Origin of the sequence: Rhodococcus sp. WAY2 (assembly GCF_009859915.1) — a bacterium.
Classification (GTDB): domain Bacteria; phylum Actinomycetota; class Actinomycetes; order Mycobacteriales; family Mycobacteriaceae; genus Rhodococcus_F; species Rhodococcus_F oxybenzonivorans.
The window spans coordinates 1,749,246-1,764,729 of record NZ_CP046572.1 but is presented as its reverse complement, the minus strand read 5'-3'; the positions used below and the strand labels follow the sequence as shown (position 1 = coordinate 1,764,729).

Here is a 15,484-nt window from a genome sequence, read left to right as displayed (position 1 = left end):
GCCACGATGACCGTATTCGGTCGCGATTGCGACCAGCTGCAGCACTGACAGAACGAAAACAGCGGAGGACCGTCGATGAGCGCACCCACCTACAACGGATCCGGTTTCAGCGGACCGAACGAAGCCCTCATGACCCCGGGCCAGGTGGCCGCTCTGTTCCACGTCGACCCGAAAACCGTCACCCGGTGGGCGCACGCGGGCAGGCTCGGCTCGCTCCGGACACCCGGCGGCCACCGCCGGTTCCGTGAGGCCGAAGTGATGCAACTGCTCCGCTCGCTCACCACGGAGGCTGCCCGACCCTGAACACCTTGGCTACCCGACCCTGAACACGGAGGCTCCCGACCCTGAACACGGAGGCTGCGCGACCCTGAACAGGTGGACGGGCTCGCCCCTGAGGGGGTAGGTGCCGTCGGCTTCTTACACGGCTACGCTCGAGGGATACCGGCTACCCGAGCGGTGTAAGGAGGTGCGCGGTGCTGTATTTGTTGGCGCTCATCGGGCTCGTGGTCGTGGCGTTTCTACTTTGGAAAGCGTTCGGCCCGAATACGAAGCCAGTTCTCGACGACAGGGTTCTCGGACCCGACGACGATCCGGATTTTCTGTGGCGCATGAGTCGGGACGCCCGACGGAGGAAGTCGGACGAGCCCGACACGGGTTCGCCGGATACCACTGGGTGATTTCCCCCGCGGTTCGGTTACTGCGTCAGCGATGATCCTGGAGCGCGAAGGTGGAGGCTGGAAAGTCGGACGCCACCGCTGCAGCGAGTTCGAGAAGGGCATTGCGGGTCTTGGGCCGCAGGCGATCGAGTTCGATCTCGGCGCCTTCTTCGAGGTGTGGATCGAACGGGATGAGCCGGACCAGTCGGCACCGCTGTTCGAAGTGTTCGACCACTTTCGGCAGATCAACTTTGCCGGAGCGCGGGCGGACGGCGTTGACGACGGCCACGGACTTCGCGACGAGTTCGCGGTAGCCGTGCGCATCGAGCCAGTCGAGCGTCGCCGAGGCGCTGCGGGCACCGTCGACCGACCCCGAGCTGACCACCACGAGTGCGTCGGCCTCTTCGAGAATCGTCTGCATCGCAGAGTGCATCAGCCCGGTGCCGCAGTCGGTGAGGACGATGCTGTAGAACTTCTCGAGCATTGCGACCGTGCGCGCGTAGTCGTCCGCGCTGAACGCCTCCGACACTGCCGGGTCGCTGTCCGATGCGAGTACCTCGAGCCGATGCCGACTCTGTGACGTGTAACTGCGGACGTCACTGTACTTTTCGATGCTGTGTTCGTCGCGGAGCAGGTTCCGCACGGTGGCGGGGGTTTCCAGGGGGATCTTCTGGCTGAGCGTGCCGCGGTCCGGGTTGGCGTCGACCGCGATCACTCGATCACCGCGCAGCGATGCGAACGTCGATCCCAGTGTGGCCGTGGTGGTGGTCTTGCCGACTCCACCCTTGAGGCTCAGCAAAGCGATCTTGTAGCAGCCCTGCAACGGCTGGTTGACCTGCTTGGTGAGCTCGATGCGGCGCTGTTCCTTGGCGCTGTTCCCCAGGTTGATGTAGCGACCGGACACCTGGTACAGCATTCTGCGCCACCCCGTGGTGGGCGCTGGCTTGACCTGCTTGAGCAGAAGTGACGTGGACAGGTCTCGCGCGGACACCGCGTACTGCTGCTGCTCGGGACGCACGGTCTGCGGACGGCTCGCCGGATGCTGCTGGGGAGCCGACGTGTACGCGGCGGGAGCAGGTTGCTGCGTGTGCGACGGCAGCTGCTGCGCGGGGGCCGTGAACGTCGGAGCCGGGGCGGGCTGCGGAGATGCGGGAGCCAGTGTGGGCGCCGGTGCCTGAGTAGGAGCCGCGGCCGGGGGCTGCGTCTGAGGACGCGCCGGCGTCGCGGCGGGGGCCTGGTGCCCCGGCTGCGCGAAGGGGTTGGGACCCTGCGGCTGAACGTACGGCGCCTGCCGCGCGGCGTTGTGCGGTGTGGATCCCACGGTGGTGTCGGCGGGCGGGTTCGATGCCGGCCGCACCGGCTCCCACCCGCCAGCGTTGTTTTCGGACATGGCCGAACATCCCCCCTAGATGAAGTCTCCGTAGTCCCCACCGCTTCACACCGCTGGGAGACGTCGCGGCGGAAGAATATCAGTCGGTGGTGACCGTCAGGTCAGGCCCGCATACGAATGCAGTCCCGACACCACCATGTTGATGATGAACAGATTGAACAGCATCGCGACGAAGCCGGCGATGTTGATCCACGCGGCTTTGGTATCGCGCCATCCGGAGGTCGCTCGGGCGTGGAGATATGCCGCATAGATCACCCAGGCGATGAACGACATCGTCTCCTTGGGATCCCATCCCCAGAACCGCCCCCAGGCGGCTTCGGCCCAGATCGCCCCCAGGATGACACCGGCGCCGAACAGCGGGAACCCGATGATCGTGGTCTTGTACGCCAATCGGTCCAAGGTCTGCGCGTCGGGCAGGCGCTCCGCCACCCGCGCGAAGACGCCCGTTCCTTCCTCGCCGCGCGGGTAACGCATCCGCAGCAGGAACAACAGGCTGGCGATGCCCGACACCAGGAAGACGCCCGAACCCACGCTGACGATGGTGACGTGGATGGGAAGCCAGTACGACCGCAGCGCCGGCACCACCGGTGCCGCATCCGCGTAGAGCACCGTGGCGGCGAGGAACATCAGGATGAGAATGGGGACGAGCAGGAAAACCCACATCGGCCGGTATGCCGGCTTCGACAGGAGCGCCAGCCCCACGACGAGCGCCGCCCCGCAGGCCATGGTGACGAACTCGTACATATTGCCGAGCGGGAAACGGTCGGTGGCGAATCCGCGGAGCACGATCGACGCGAAGATGAGAACAGTGCCTACCACGAGCACCGCAGACCCCATGCCGCCGAAGCGCTCGGCCATCGGCTTCTTCGGCTGCTCGACCACGCGTCCGGGAACCGCCGCGGAGCCGGCGGGCCTGGCACCCGCCGCAACGAGCTCCTTGTCCTGCACGGCGCGCGCCCTCGTCGACGCGTACTGCACGATCAGCAGCACGAGCGCGAGCGCGAGCACCGTGAACGCTGATCGGAAGGCCCAGTCGCTGTACTGCGCCAGTGTCTCGTTGGTCGTCATCGTCGCTTCTCCTGCGCGTCAGGCTTCGTGTCGTCCGTCAGCAGACGGGCGCAGAGCCGGTCGAACTCGTCACCCCAGCCGGCCTGATCGGTCCGGGCGAGTCCGCCAAGCTCTACTACAGTACGTCGTGGGTCAAGGTCGGCGGGGTCCGCGGGATAGATGCGGGCCCAGATGCGGCGCCGCTTGATCAGCAGCGACACCAGCAGTCCTGCCATCATCGTCAGAGCCGACACCAGCACCCACTGTTGCGCCGGATCGTGCGACACCTGCACATTGACGAAGTCCACGGCGCCGTCGAACCGCACCTGAGTGCCGTCGGCGAGCGTGGCGCTCTCCCCCGGCATGAGGTTGACGCGGTCCTGCTTCACCAGCCGGCCCTGGTTGATCAGTTCGGTATTGAGGGAGAACAGCGACTGCGGGTTGCCGGTGTCGAGGCCGGTGTCGCCCTTGTAGATGTCGATGGCCACCGCCGGGTCCTTCATCGCCGGATGACTCGACGCGAGCAGGTTGCCGTGGAACAGCGCGGTGGGGGCGAACAAGCCTTCGATCGCGATCTGATTCTTACGGCGCTCGTCCGTGTCGGGGTACATGCCGCCGGGCGGATCGAATCGCATGGCCCCGCTGCTGAGGAACGTCGTCGCATCGTCGGGTCGCCATTGCAGCGTTTCGGTCCGCGTCTCGCCGCCAGGGAACGTGACGGTGAATGTCGGCGCGTATCCGTGTCCCTGCAGGTAGACACGGTCTCCCTCGACGCGGAGAGGATGATTGACCTGCAACTGATCGTCGCGCCAGGTACCGGTTTCGAGGTCGTCACCGGCCTGGTACGAAATGTTCGACGTGAACATCTCGGCCTGACCGTTGTCGAGGTAGTCGGCGGTGAAATCCTTGACCTTGAGACACAGCGGGGTCATTCCCGTGCCGTCCTGCGTGTTCCCTGCCTTGAACGAATCGAACACGGCGGGGGACGTGGTGCAGAAGCCGGGACCGTTGTTGGCGACCACGATCACGTTGCCCTCGTACCCGAACAGTTTGCCGACGGCGATGGCCACCAGCAGACCGACGAGCGAGAGGTGGAAGACGAGGTTGCCGAGTTCGCGCGTGTAACCCTTCTCCGCGGAGAGGGTGATCTCACCGTCGCGGACCGGGCGTGCGCCGCCGGTGCGGGTCTCCACCCGCCACCCTTTCAGCGAAGTACGGATGCGGGCGGCGAGTTCCTCGGGCGTCTCGTCGACCCGGCGCTCGACGTGGTGGGGCAGACGCGCGAGGTTGCGGGGCGCCGCCACCGGACGCGTGCGCAGTGCTTTCGCGTGATCGACGCAACGCGGAAGGATGCAGCCGACCAGCGAGATGAAGAGCAGGACGTAGACCGCGGTGAACCAGAAACTGCCGAATACGTCGAAGAGTTCGAGCCGGTCCATCCAGGGACCGAGGGTCGGCCGATTCGCGATGTACTCGTCGACCTTGCCTGCATTGAGGCTGCGCTGGGGCAGCAAGGCCCCGGGTATCGCCGCGAGTGCCAGCAGGAACAGCAACACAAGCGCCGTCCGCATCGACGTGAGCCCACGCCAGGTGTTGCGGACCAGCGCGAAAGCGCGGCCCGGCAGCGATTGGCGGGGTACCGGTGCGGTTTCCGGGGCCTCGGGGGTCTGGGTGTCGCTCATCGGGCAACACCCGAGAAATCACCGGCAACGTCCGGCCGGACGTTGCGGCGGCATGGCTGCCGATACATGTCGGTGCCTCTCGTTACGATCTGGAAATGGGGGAAGTAGTGCGCTACTCCTACCGGTTGCGCCCGGGCGCGACGGCGGAGCGTGCGCTTATTGCAGAGTGGCATCGTTGTCGGTTCCTGTGGAACGAGGCCGTCCACCAGCAGAGATCGGGGCGTAGGCCGACTTTCGGCGCGCTTTCGAAATTGCTCACCCAGGCACGCGCGCGCTGCGTGTGGCTGCGCGAGGGTTCGCAGGTAGCGCAGCAGCAGATGTTGCGCACATACGGGCAGGCGCTGAGTGCCTCGTTTGGGGTGAGAAACCGTGGACGACCGAGGTATAAGGCACGAAACAGAAGCCTCCCGTCCCTCGAGTACACCACCCGCGGCTTCTCGTTCCTCGAAGGTCGGCTTGTGCTGCCAAAAGGGGTAAGAATTCCTGTGGTGTGGTCCCGGAAGTTGCCGTCGAAGCCGACTTCTGTGCGCGTCTACCGAGACTCCTTGGGACATTGGTACGCGTCTTTTGTGGTCCGCCGCTCGGCTACTTCCGCTACGGAGGCGACGGGTGGCATCGGTATCGATTGGGGCGTGTCGACCACCGCGACCACGACGGACGAACGGTATGACCTGGTCTACCTCGGGCATCGGAAGCGCTGTTCCGCCGAACTCGCAAAGGCACAAAGGAAGATGGCAAGGCGACGTCGAAAGAAGGGTATCGCTCCGTCGAACGGATATAAGGAAGCCCGGCGGGAGGCCGCCCGGCTGCAGAAGAAGGCGGCCAGACAGACCCAGCACGACTCCCGAATGTGGGCACGCGATGTCGTTGAAAGCCATCAACTTATAGCGGTGGAGGATTTCAAGCCGAAGTTCCTTGCTAGATCGACGATGGCCCGAAAGTCTGCAGATGCGACGATCGGCACGGTCAAACGAGAATTGATTTACCGTGCGGAGCGGGCGGGACGTCAGGTGGTCATCGTCGCGCCCGCCTACACCACAATGACGTGCTCCAGTTGCTTCGCGAGAGCCAAGCAGCGGCTGGGGCTCTCGGAACGCATCTTCCGGTGTCACACCTGCGGGAATACCGACCATAGGGACAGGAATGCTGCCAGGGTAATCCTGGCTGTGGCAGAGCGGGGCCACACCAGCGTTGACGACGTAAGACACCTGCAGCCTCCTCCGGGTTGATTGTCGGTGCGGTCTGAGTTGAGAATCCCGTCGATTCGTCGATGGGAGCCGTTAAATGGGGAGGGTCACTTCCGAGATGAAGGCGTCGCGAATCCAGCCGACGAATTGATCCCACGCGCCGGTGACGAGGGCGATGCCCACCGCCACGAGCATGATGCCGCCGAAGATTTGAATGGTTCGCGCGTTGCGGCGTAGCCAGCCCACACCCCGCAGCGCGCGGGAGGAGCCGAGGGCCAGGATCACGAAGGGCAGGCCCAGGCCGAGGCAGTAGGCGACGATCAGGGCTACGCCGCGGGCCGCGGTGGCGCCGTCGGTGCCGGCAGCAAGGGAGATGACACCGGCCAGTGTCGGACCGAGGCAGGGCGTCCACCCCAGTGCGAATACCGCACCCAGCAGCGGGGCTCCCGCCAGGCTGGAGATGCGCCGCGGCTCGAGCCGGGTGTCACGCTGCAACGCCGGGATCAGGCCGATGAACACCAATCCCATGGCGATCGTCACGACACCTCCGACCCGCATCAATACTTCGCGGTTGACGGAGAGGACCGAGATGGCGCCGAAGACCGACGCCGTGGCCAGGACGAACACGACCGTGAAACCGGCCACGAACAGAGTTGCGGCCCCGGCGACGCGCAGGCGTCCGTCTGTCACCGTCTTCGTGCGCGTCGCGGCTTCTTCGGCGGTGACGGCCGGAGCGTCGGCGCCCACGACACCGGCCAGGTAGGACAGGTAACCGGGGACGAGCGGAACTACGCACGGCGAGGCGAACGAGACCAGACCGGCGAGAACGCAGGCTCCGAGCGCAAGGAACAGAGGTCCCGACGAGGCGGTGGACTGGAAGGCGTCGCCGACGCCGGCGGCGAGAAGGGTGGTACCGGTAGTCACGATTCCTGCGCCACCCGTTCGACTACCGGCTGCAGGTCGTCCGCCAGCAATTCCTTCAGGAACACCGCGGCGACACGGTGTTCACGATCGAGCACGACCGTGGTGGGAATGACGCTCGTCGGGTAGTTCGCCCCCAGGGCGATCATCGTCCGCATGGCGGGGTCGTAGATCGACGGATACGACACGTTGTTGTTGATCACGAAGTCCTGCGCCTTGTCTTGCTGATTGTCCCGGACATTGATCCCGAGAAACGCGACACCTTGGTCTTTGGTCGCCTCGTAGACCTGCTCGAGGTCGTTCGCTTCGCCGCGGCACGGCCCGCACCACTGCCCCCAGACGTTGAGGACCACTACCTGGCCCTCGTAGTCGTCGAGGGAGATGGTCTTGCCCTCCGTCATGAGGTCGGGTCCGGACACGGTGCCGATGGTGCCGCGATCGGCCGGTGGATCGTAGAAGATTTCCGTCTGACCGCCCGGGGACACGAAGTCGAACGTGCCTCCCTGGGCCACGGCGTCGTCGCCGGACGCACAGGCCGACAGCGACACCGCGGCCATGCAGATCACCGCGAGAAGCCCGGCGAAGCGCCCCCGAATCATGCCCCGCTCACCCTCGGATCCGATGCGCCCGCGGGCTCCGAGTACACGATGTCGATGAGTGTGTCGCCCTCGTAGACGAGCGACGTCAGCGACGCCAGAGAGCACTGGCGGTGGCGCGGGTCGTGCCACAACCGCTCCCCCTGCAGGAATCGGCGCAGCGTCCAGACGGGAAGTTGGTGACTGACGACCACGGCCTCGTGACCGACTGCGGCCACGCGCGCGCTGTTGACGGCGGCAAGCATTCTGTGCGCGATCTGCAGGTACGGCTCACCCCAGGACGGAGTGAACGGATCTCGCAGCTTCCACCAGTGTCGGGGGCGTGCGAGCGCGCCGTCGCCCACCGACACCTTGAGTCCCTCGAACTCGTTACCTGCCTCGATGAGGTTCTCGTCGGTTGCGATCTCGAGTCCGTGCTTCTCGGCGATCGGCGCCGCCGTTTCCTGCGCCCGTTGCAGCGGCGATGCGACCACGTGGGTGATGTCGTGGGTCGCCAGGACCGACGCTACGGCGCGGGCCTGTGCCTCGCCCGTCACCGACAGGCGGAAACCGGGAAGCCTGCCGTAGAGAATTCCTCGCGGGTTGTGCACTTCGCCGTGCCGGAGCACGTGCACGATCGTGCGGGTCTGGGTGTGGTCGGGGTGAGCGGCATCGGTCACGGTGCGGTTCCTCGGGTCGGGGCGGGGAGTCGGGTGGCTGAATCGACGCGGCGCGTCAGGACTGGACAGACGGTCAGGGCTGGGTGGCCGCCGCGGCGGCCTTCGCTGCATGCGGCAGGGCGTCGGCGATGATGGAAAAGGCATTGTCGTCCATGGCCGCCGAGACGAACCAGGCCTCGAACGCGCTGGGCGGTGGGTACACCCCGCGCGAGAGCAGTCCATGGAAGAAGGCCGGGAACCGCCACGTCTGCGCCGCTTTCGCCTCGGCGTAGTTGGTGACCGGTTCTTCGGTGAAGAAGACGCTGAGCATCGTTCCGGCGGTCTGCACTCGATGGGGCACACCTGCCGCGGTCAGCGATTCGGACAGCAGGTTCTGCAGGGTGACGCTGTTGCGCTCGAGGGCTTCGTAGACACTCGCATCGGCTGCGCGCAGACTCGCGAGACCGGCGGCGACGGCGACGGGGTTTCCCGACAGCGTGCCCGCCTGGTAGACGGGACCGGCGGGCGCCAGGTGAGCCATGACGTCGGCGCGGCCACCGAAGGCGGCAGCGGGCAGGCCGCCGCTCATCACCTTGCCGAACGTGTAGAGGTCGCCTGCGACACCCTCCAGTCCGTACCAGCCGGCCGAGCTGACGCGGAATCCCGTCATCACCTCGTCCATGATCAGCAACGCGCCGTGCTCGCGGGTGAGCGTGCGCAGTCCCTCGTTGAATCCGGGCTGGGGTGCGATGGCACCCATGTTTCCTGCGGCAGCCTCGGTGATGACGCATGCGATCTGGCCCTCGTTGGCGGCGAACGCCTGCGCGACGGCCTCGAGATCGTTGTAGGGCACGACGATGGTGTCCTCCGCCTGGGCGCCGGTCACGCCGGGCGACGTCGGCAGGCCGAACGTGGCCAGGCCGGAACCGGCGTCGGCGAGCAGGGCGTCGACGTGGCCGTGGTAGCAACCCGAAAACTTCACGATCTTGGTCCGGCCGGTGAATCCCCTGGCAAGTCGGACCGCGCTCATGGTGGCCTCGGTGCCGGAATTCACCAGCCGCACCTTGTCCACCGGCGCGACGCGGGCGACGATCTCCTCGGCCAGTTCGATCTCACCCTCGGTGGGTGCTCCGAAGGACAGCCCCGTGGCGGCCGCCTTCTGGACTGCCTCGACGACAGCGGGATGGGCGTGGCCCAGAATCATCGGACCCCAGGAACAGATGAGGTCGACGTAGTCGTTGCCGTCGACGTCGGTGAGCGTGTAACCGGCAGCCTTCTCGATGAAACGCGGGGTTCCGCCGACCGAGCCGAAGGCCCGCACCGGCGAGTTGACGCCGCCGGGAATGACCACGTCGGCCCGGTCGAAGAGCTGAGCGGAACGGGAAGCGTGCACGTCGGGGCCACCGGAGGAAACAGTCACGGCCTCCAGTGTCCCAGTTCTGTCGAATTTGCCAACGACAGGGTGTAGTGGGTGGCCAGTATCACTTCCGTGCGGTCACTCGGGGACGAGGGAGTCGAACATCGCCCGCATCACCTCGGACAGCTTCATCAGCTCGACGTAGCCGCCGAGGGGGCCGCCGTCGAGGTAGGCGAATTCCATCCCGACTCCCTCGAACCGCCCATGCTGGACGATGGGCAGCCCGCGGCTCGCCGCCTCCGCCAGCGTGGCCTCGAAGTCGTCGGGAACCCACGCCACGTGGTGCACTCCGGGACCGCTCCTCTCCAACTGCTCGACATAGAGGTTGCGGCCCGACACCGGTTCGATGAGTTCGAGCTGCTGCCCTCCGGCGTACCCGAGCGACACGTGGACGACGTAGTCGGCGGGCTCCCCGCGGTACGTGCAGTGATCGGGACCGAAATGCACATTCGGCAGTCGCAACCATTTCGCGACTCCGAACTGGTCGGTGAAATGGCGCTCCGCCGCGTCGAGGTCCTCGACCACCCAGCAGATCTGAAATATCGGTCCGGTGACGAGGCTCATGCCCCGGGCTCCGTCAGGCCGCGCGGAGATTCGGCTTTCCTGTTCATTCCTGGATGATGCCCTGTTCGCCATTCGGGGACTCACAGATTGCCGCGCCCCGCCTGCTCCCGCTCGATGGACTCGAACAGCGCCCGGAAGTTTCCCGCGCCGAAACCGAGGGATCCGTGCCGCTCGATCAGTTCGAAGAACATGGTGGGCCGGTCGCCCAGCGGCCTGGTGAAAATCTGGAGCAGATAGCCGTCCTCGTCCCGGTCGACGAGGATTCCGCGTTTGTGCAATTCCTCCACCGGCACTCGGACCTTGCCGATCCGGGAGCGAAGCTCTGGATCCTCGTAGTACGCATCGGGGGTGCTCAGAAATTCGACGCCCTCCGCTCGCAGCGCGTCGACGGCCGCGAGGATGTCGCCGGTCGCCAGTGCGAGGTGCTGGCATCCCGGTCCACCGTAGAACTCGAGATACTCGTCGATCTGCGACTTCTTCTTGCCGACGGCGGGCTCGTTGAGCGGGAATTTCACGCGATGATTCCCATTGGTGACCACTTTCGACATGAGCGCCGAGTACTCCGTGGCGATGTCGTCACCGACGAATTCGGCCATGTTCGTGAATCCCATGACCCGGTTGTAGAAGCGGACCCAATGGTCCATCCGGCCCATCTCGACGTTGCCCACCGCATGATCGAGCGCCTCGAACAACCGCCTCGGCCTTCCCGGCCTCGGTACGAAAGTGCCACTGCGCGAGACGTATCCCGGTAGGTACGGGCCGTCGTACCGGCTGCGGTCGACGATGGTGTGTCGAGTGTCGCCGTAGGTGGCGATCGCCGCCAGCCGGACGGTACCGAACTCGTCGGTGACGTCGTGCGGCTCTTCCAGGATCGTGGCGCCCTGCGAGCGCGCGTGGGCGATGCACCGGTCGACGTCGAGCACCTCCATCGCGAGATCCGTGACGCCGTCGCCGTGCGTCCGCTGATGATCAGCGAGAGGGCTTTTCGGGTCCACCGCACCGTGGAGCACGAATCGCGCCGAACCCGACTCGAGCACGAACGACTTGTGCGTGCGCTGACCGGTCTCGGGTCCGGCGTACGCGACGAGTGTCATCCCCCAGGTAGACACGTAGTACTGCATGCTTTGCGTCGCATTGCCGCACACGAACACCACGGCGTCCAAGGCGACTACGGGAAAGGGATCCGAGGCGTCGTCGTGTTCGACGAGGCCGACCAGTTGCCGGAGGCCGGCGGTGTCGAGCCGGGCGGCCACTTCACGCGGAGTCAGTCGAATGTCGGCAGTAGTCATGCAAAAACTGTGATTCAGATCACTGCCATGCGCAACTGTGCGATTTTAGGATGGTCAATGTGTACACAATGCTGGACAGTATCCGCATTCCATCGTACAAGATGACCAGGGGATGACGATGGCTCTCGACCGGCTCGACGCCGCACTCCTCGATCTTCTCCATGACGAACCAAAGGTCGGGGTCCTCGAGGCCTCACGCCGACTCGGGGTGGCGCGTGGCACAGTCCAGGCGCGGCTCGACCGCCTCGAACGCTCCGGGGTAATCACCGGCTCGGCGCCGACCCTCGATCCCGAGGCCCTGGGTTTTCCGGTCATCGCATTCGCCACCCTCGAGATCGCCCAGGGCACCGGACACGCCGCCGTGGTCGAGCATCTGACCGCCATCCCCGAAGTGTTGGAAGCGCATACGATCACGGGCGCCGGTGACGTCCTGGTGCGGGTAGTGGCGCGCACGAATGCCGATCTGCAACGTGTGATCAACTCGATCGTCGACGGCCGCAACGTCTTACGCTCGTCCACCGTGATCGCCACGCAGACCCAGATCGCACTACGCCATCAGCAACTCGTCCGGGCGGCGGCCAACGGTTCCGCCATGCGGTAGAACTCGGCCGCGTTCCCGTAGAACACCGCCTCGACGTGCTCACTCCCCACGGCGTCGGCGACGATCTCGAGGTCGGAGTCGGCGAACGGTCGCGGCGCCCGGGTGGACGGGAGGTCGGTCCCGAACATCACGGCGCGCGGGTTCACTGCCACCAGCGCCGTCAGCGCGGCGGCGACATCTAGAGTTCCCCGGCCTAGGCCTGTCGCTTTGACCCGGATCCCCTTCTCGACCACGGACAGGAGGTGCGGCAGACCCTCTGCGGACAGACCGAGGTGATCAATGCTCGCCGCCGGAAGTGCCCCCACGAGATCACCGAGGTCGTCGAGATCGCGGGCATCGATGTACAGCTCCGCGTGCCATCCGGCGAGTTCGTGCACTCGCCGGGCGAGAGTGTCGAGGTGCGACAACGACTCGGACCCACCCCGGCGGACGTTGAACCGCAGGGCTCGTACTCCGCACGCGTCCAAACTCAGAATCTCCTCGTCCGCCACCGAGGCGGGCAGCTGCGTCACCCCGACGAAGCCGTCACCGAGCGCTCCCAGCGCGTCCAGCAAATACGTCTGATCGAATGCCTGGAACGATCCGGACACTACGGCGCCCCCGACGACACCGAGTCCGGCCACCCGTCTCGTGTAGTCGGACACGGTGAACTCCGGCGGCAGATAGCCGTCGTTCGGGACGAGTGGGAAGCGGGGATCCACGACGTGCAGATGTGCGTCGAAAACCCGTCGTCCGCCCGTGCCGTCGTTGCCGGTACTCACACCCGCAACTGTAGGGCTCCCGCTAGGGTCGACTCATGGCCACCACAGCTGACCACCTGAGAAGCACACTCGACGGGCGCTGGAGGGAAGTACGCGAGCGCGTGCGGGCGGAACTGTCCGCCACGCCCGATTTCGCTCCGCACTACACCCCCGATCTGGAAGAAGCGCGAGCCAAGACGCTAGAGCAGATGCGTCTACTTGCGGGCAACGGCTATGCAGCCGACGGGTTCAAGAAGGACCACGGCGGCACCGGGGACGCAGGGGCCGCGGTGACGAGCATCGAGATGCTGGCGATGTCCGACCTGTCGCTGATGGTCAAGGCGGGCGTGCAGTGGGGACTTTTCGGCGGAGCCATCGAAAATTTGGGCACCGCTCGCCACCACGAGGCATACGTCAAGCCTCTCATCGACCTGGACCTGCTCGGTTGCTTCGCGATGACGGAGACCGGCCACGGCAGTGACGTCCAGGCACTCGAGACCACCGCCACCTACGACGCGGCCACCGGTGAATTCGTCGTCCACTCCCCCACCCCGTCGTCCCGCAAGGACTACATCGGCGGGGCCGCACAACACGCGACCATGGCGGCCGTCTTCGCGCAATTGGTGACGCAGGGTGAACACCACGGCGTGCACTGTTTCCTCGTCCCCATTCGCGACGAGAACGGCAACGACCTTCCGGGCGTTCATACCTCCGACTGCGGCTACAAAGGTGGGCTCCCCGGAGTCGACAACGGCCGCATCACCTTTGATCAGGTGCGCATTCCGCGGGTGAACCTGCTCAACAGGTACGCCGATGTCGCGGAGGACGGCACGTATTCCTCGCCGATCGACAACGCCAACCGCCGCTTCTTCACGATGGTGGGAACCCTCGTGCGGGGACGCGTCACCGTCGGCGGATCAGCCGGCGCCGCCGCCCGCGTCGCACTGTCGATCGCCACCCGATACGCGTTGCAGCGCCGCCAGTTCAGTGCGCCGCAGAGCGAAGACGAAGTTCTGCTCATGGACTACCTCGTGCACCAACGACGGCTCTTCCCGTTGATCGCACGGTCCTACGCGCTGCAGTTCGCGCAGAACGAGCTGGTATCGAAGATGCATGACATCCAGAGCATCGAGGATGCCGATCCGCAGGAGCAGCGCGAACTCGAGGGTCGGGCGGCCGGCCTCAAGGCAGCGAACACCTGGCACGCGACCCGCGCCATCCAGGAAGCCCGGGAGGCGTGCGGCGGCGCCGGGTACATGGCGGAGAACCGGCTGACGGCTCTCAAGGCGGACACCGACGTGTTCACCACTTTCGAGGGCGACAACCACGTGCTCACCCAACTGGTTGCCAAGGAACTGCTCACGTCCTACGCCGACGAGGTCCGCGGGATGAGTCCCGTCGAGTGGATGCGTTTCGCTGCCACGACCGTGTCGGACGTTGTCAAGACCCGCACAGCGGCGCAGCAGATCATTCAGACCATCCTCGACACGCGTCAGGACAACGAAGAGGACGGCAGCCTCTTCAACCGCGGGACACAGCTCACCATGTTCGAGGACCGCGAGCAGTACCTGCTCTCGACCGCGGCTCGCCGGCTCCAGGGTGCGCAGAAGCGCGAGGAAAACCCGTTCGACGCGTTCAACTTCGTCCAGGATCACGTGATGCACGCCGCGCAGGCGCACATCGACCGGGTGGTGCTCGAAGCATTCATCGCCGGTATCGACGAATGTCAGGACGAGGAAGCACGCAACCTTCTGAGCGACGTCTGCGACCTTTACGCGCTCAGCATCATCGAGGAAGACAAGGCGTGGTTCATGGAACACCGCCACCTGTCGGTCGAGCGGTCCAAAGCGGTGCAGCGGGGAATCAACGACCGTTGCCGCAAGCTGCGCCCCCACGCGGCGACGCTCGTCGAGGGACTGGGAGTGCCGGAGGCGCTACTCGGCTCCGCGATGATCGACGGGCCGGGAACCGACACGATCCGCAAGACTCAGATCTTCCGGTGACGTCGACGGCTCGGCGGGGTGACCCGCCGGGCCGGCAACCCACCTGCGGATCGCGTCGATCACCAACAGGCCCGCAACGGTGACGAGGGCGGCGGCGCCGGCGATCCACGAACCCGAATACTCGGTTCCCTGGTAGGACGGCGCGCCCGGTGCGACCGGGCCGAAATCGGAGGTAACTCGTGCCGACGTCCAGCACCACACCGCCAGAATTGATAGGACGACGGCAGAGGCGATCTCCCCCGCCGACCCCATGGCGCGTCGATTCACTGTTCCGCCCCTCCGTCGGCCTTTGCGAGCAGCGACTCGAGCTGTGCCCGCAACCCCTCGTCGTCCTTCGCCCAAGCCTGCACCAGTGCGCCGCCCCGCAGTCGAAGCCCGATACCCGATCGTCGCCGGGGCACCGCGGACAGCTCACCGAGCGTCCGGGCCGTCTCCCAGGGCTGGGGTGCGTACGACTCGGTGTCCGGCGGAGGCAGGATCTTCACGATCTCGGTGATCGGTAGCTCCTCGGTGCCCTGCCGCAGCATGGTAGGTGTGAGTTCCACGCTCGCGTGCCGGCGGGCGGCAACTACCTGCACGTGGAGGAACCCGCTGAGGAGGGCGGCGAACAACGGCAGGGCGAACCAGTGCACCACCGGGCCCGTCAAAAGTTCGATTACCAACGCGACAGTGCAGAACACCGGGCCGAATGCCACCAACCGCCAGCGCGCGCCGGGCTCACTGAACAAAATCTCCTCAGCCACGGACCGCCCG

The 15,484-nt window shown here is 65.9% G+C and carries 17 protein-coding genes; 5 read left to right on the top strand and 12 right to left on the bottom strand.

Annotated features, from left to right (window positions below):
- The first annotated feature begins 75 nt into the window (after positions 1 to 75).
- Together GFS60_RS08235 and GFS60_RS39005 are read left to right on the top strand one after the other, a co-directional pair.
- The gene (locus GFS60_RS08235) at positions 76 to 303 is read left to right on the top strand and encodes a BldC family transcriptional regulator (protein WP_109327888.1); all 228 of its coding nucleotides are present in this window, start codon (positions 76 to 78) and stop codon (positions 301 to 303) included.
- A 170-nt stretch (positions 304 to 473) separates the two neighbouring features.
- Positions 474 to 677: a hypothetical protein gene (locus GFS60_RS39005; RefSeq protein WP_159920319.1), complete on the top strand. Its 204-nt coding sequence runs from the start codon at positions 474 to 476 to the stop codon at positions 675 to 677.
- Between the two features lie 25 nt (positions 678 to 702).
- Here GFS60_RS39005 and GFS60_RS08225 read toward each other — a convergent pair whose 3' ends face one another.
- The 3 genes from GFS60_RS08225 to resB form a co-directional block, all read right to left on the bottom strand.
- The gene (locus tag GFS60_RS08225) at positions 703 to 2,046 is read right to left on the bottom strand and encodes a nucleotide-binding protein (protein ID WP_159920317.1); all 1,344 of its coding nucleotides are present in this window, start codon (positions 2,044 to 2,046) and stop codon (positions 703 to 705) included.
- 96 nt (positions 2,047 to 2,142) lie between these two features.
- Positions 2,143 to 3,114 (bottom strand): c-type cytochrome biogenesis protein CcsB, encoded by a 972-nt coding sequence (gene ccsB / locus GFS60_RS08220; protein ID WP_109327882.1) that lies wholly within the window; start codon positions 3,112 to 3,114, stop codon positions 2,143 to 2,145.
- Positions 3,111 to 4,775, bottom strand: coding sequence for a cytochrome c biogenesis protein ResB (gene resB / locus GFS60_RS08215; protein ID WP_159920315.1), 1,665 nt, complete (start codon positions 4,773 to 4,775; stop codon positions 3,111 to 3,113). The genes ccsB and resB overlap by 4 nt, the downstream gene beginning before the upstream one ends.
- A 95-nt stretch (positions 4,776 to 4,870) precedes the next feature.
- Here resB and GFS60_RS08210 point away from each other — a divergent pair, with 95 nt between their 5' ends.
- Positions 4,871 to 6,004 carry an RNA-guided endonuclease InsQ/TnpB family protein gene (locus tag GFS60_RS08210; RefSeq protein WP_159920313.1) on the top strand — a complete coding sequence of 378 codons (1,134 nt, stop codon included), beginning with the start codon at positions 4,871 to 4,873 and terminating at the stop codon, positions 6,002 to 6,004.
- 51 nt (positions 6,005 to 6,055) lie between these two features.
- On the opposite strand, the gene GFS60_RS08205 is transcribed toward GFS60_RS08210, so the two are convergent.
- The 6 genes from GFS60_RS08205 to hppD all read right to left on the bottom strand — a co-directional run bounded on the left by GFS60_RS08205 (position 6,056) and on the right by hppD (position 11,387).
- On the bottom strand, positions 6,056 to 6,886 hold the full coding sequence (locus GFS60_RS08205) for a cytochrome c biogenesis CcdA family protein (RefSeq protein ID WP_159920311.1): 831 nt from the start codon (positions 6,884 to 6,886) through the stop codon (positions 6,056 to 6,058).
- Positions 6,883 to 7,482 carry a TlpA disulfide reductase family protein gene (locus GFS60_RS08200; protein WP_159920309.1) on the bottom strand — a complete coding sequence of 200 codons (600 nt, stop codon included), beginning with the start codon at positions 7,480 to 7,482 and terminating at the stop codon, positions 6,883 to 6,885. Before GFS60_RS08200 ends, GFS60_RS08205 begins: the two co-directional genes overlap by 4 nt.
- Complete coding sequence (locus tag GFS60_RS08195; RefSeq protein ID WP_109327872.1) at positions 7,479 to 8,138, bottom strand: histidine phosphatase family protein; 660 nt, start codon at positions 8,136 to 8,138, stop codon at positions 7,479 to 7,481. Before GFS60_RS08195 ends, GFS60_RS08200 begins: the two co-directional genes overlap by 4 nt.
- 73 nt (positions 8,139 to 8,211) lie before the next feature.
- Positions 8,212 to 9,537: a glutamate-1-semialdehyde 2,1-aminomutase gene (gene hemL / locus GFS60_RS08190; protein WP_159920307.1), complete on the bottom strand. Its 1,326-nt coding sequence runs from the start codon at positions 9,535 to 9,537 to the stop codon at positions 8,212 to 8,214.
- Between the two features lie 75 nt (positions 9,538 to 9,612).
- Positions 9,613 to 10,098, bottom strand: a complete 486-nt coding sequence (locus GFS60_RS08185; protein WP_159920305.1) for a VOC family protein — start codon at positions 10,096 to 10,098, stop codon at positions 9,613 to 9,615.
- A gap of 80 nt (positions 10,099 to 10,178) precedes the next feature.
- Complete coding sequence (gene hppD / locus GFS60_RS08180) at positions 10,179 to 11,387, bottom strand: 4-hydroxyphenylpyruvate dioxygenase (protein WP_159920303.1); 1,209 nt, start codon at positions 11,385 to 11,387, stop codon at positions 10,179 to 10,181.
- 118 nt (positions 11,388 to 11,505) lie between these two features.
- Between hppD and GFS60_RS08175 the strand changes: the two genes are divergently transcribed.
- Entirely contained in the window at positions 11,506 to 11,988 is a 483-nt protein-coding gene (locus GFS60_RS08175) for an Lrp/AsnC family transcriptional regulator (RefSeq protein WP_159926982.1), read from the top strand.
- Here GFS60_RS08175 and GFS60_RS08170 read toward each other — a convergent pair.
- The gene (locus tag GFS60_RS08170) at positions 11,943 to 12,749 is read right to left on the bottom strand and encodes an amidohydrolase family protein (protein WP_159920301.1); all 807 of its coding nucleotides are present in this window, start codon (positions 12,747 to 12,749) and stop codon (positions 11,943 to 11,945) included. The two genes, GFS60_RS08175 and GFS60_RS08170, sit on opposite strands and share 46 nt — an antisense overlap.
- Before the next feature lie 35 nt (positions 12,750 to 12,784).
- On the opposite strand from GFS60_RS08170, the gene GFS60_RS08165 reads away from it, so the two are divergent.
- Positions 12,785 to 14,731, top strand: coding sequence for an acyl-CoA dehydrogenase family protein (locus GFS60_RS08165; protein ID WP_159920299.1), 1,947 nt, complete (start codon positions 12,785 to 12,787; stop codon positions 14,729 to 14,731).
- Here GFS60_RS08165 and GFS60_RS08160 read toward each other — a convergent pair.
- Together GFS60_RS08160 and GFS60_RS08155 are read right to left on the bottom strand one after the other, a co-directional pair.
- Positions 14,663 to 14,998, bottom strand: coding sequence for a hypothetical protein (locus GFS60_RS08160; protein ID WP_236603399.1), 336 nt, complete (start codon positions 14,996 to 14,998; stop codon positions 14,663 to 14,665). The two genes, GFS60_RS08165 and GFS60_RS08160, sit on opposite strands and share 69 nt — an antisense overlap.
- Positions 14,995 to 15,474 (bottom strand): hypothetical protein, encoded by a 480-nt coding sequence (locus GFS60_RS08155; protein ID WP_159920297.1) that lies wholly within the window; start codon positions 15,472 to 15,474, stop codon positions 14,995 to 14,997. Before GFS60_RS08155 ends, GFS60_RS08160 begins: the two co-directional genes overlap by 4 nt.
- Positions 15,475 to 15,484: the final 10 nt, after the last annotated feature.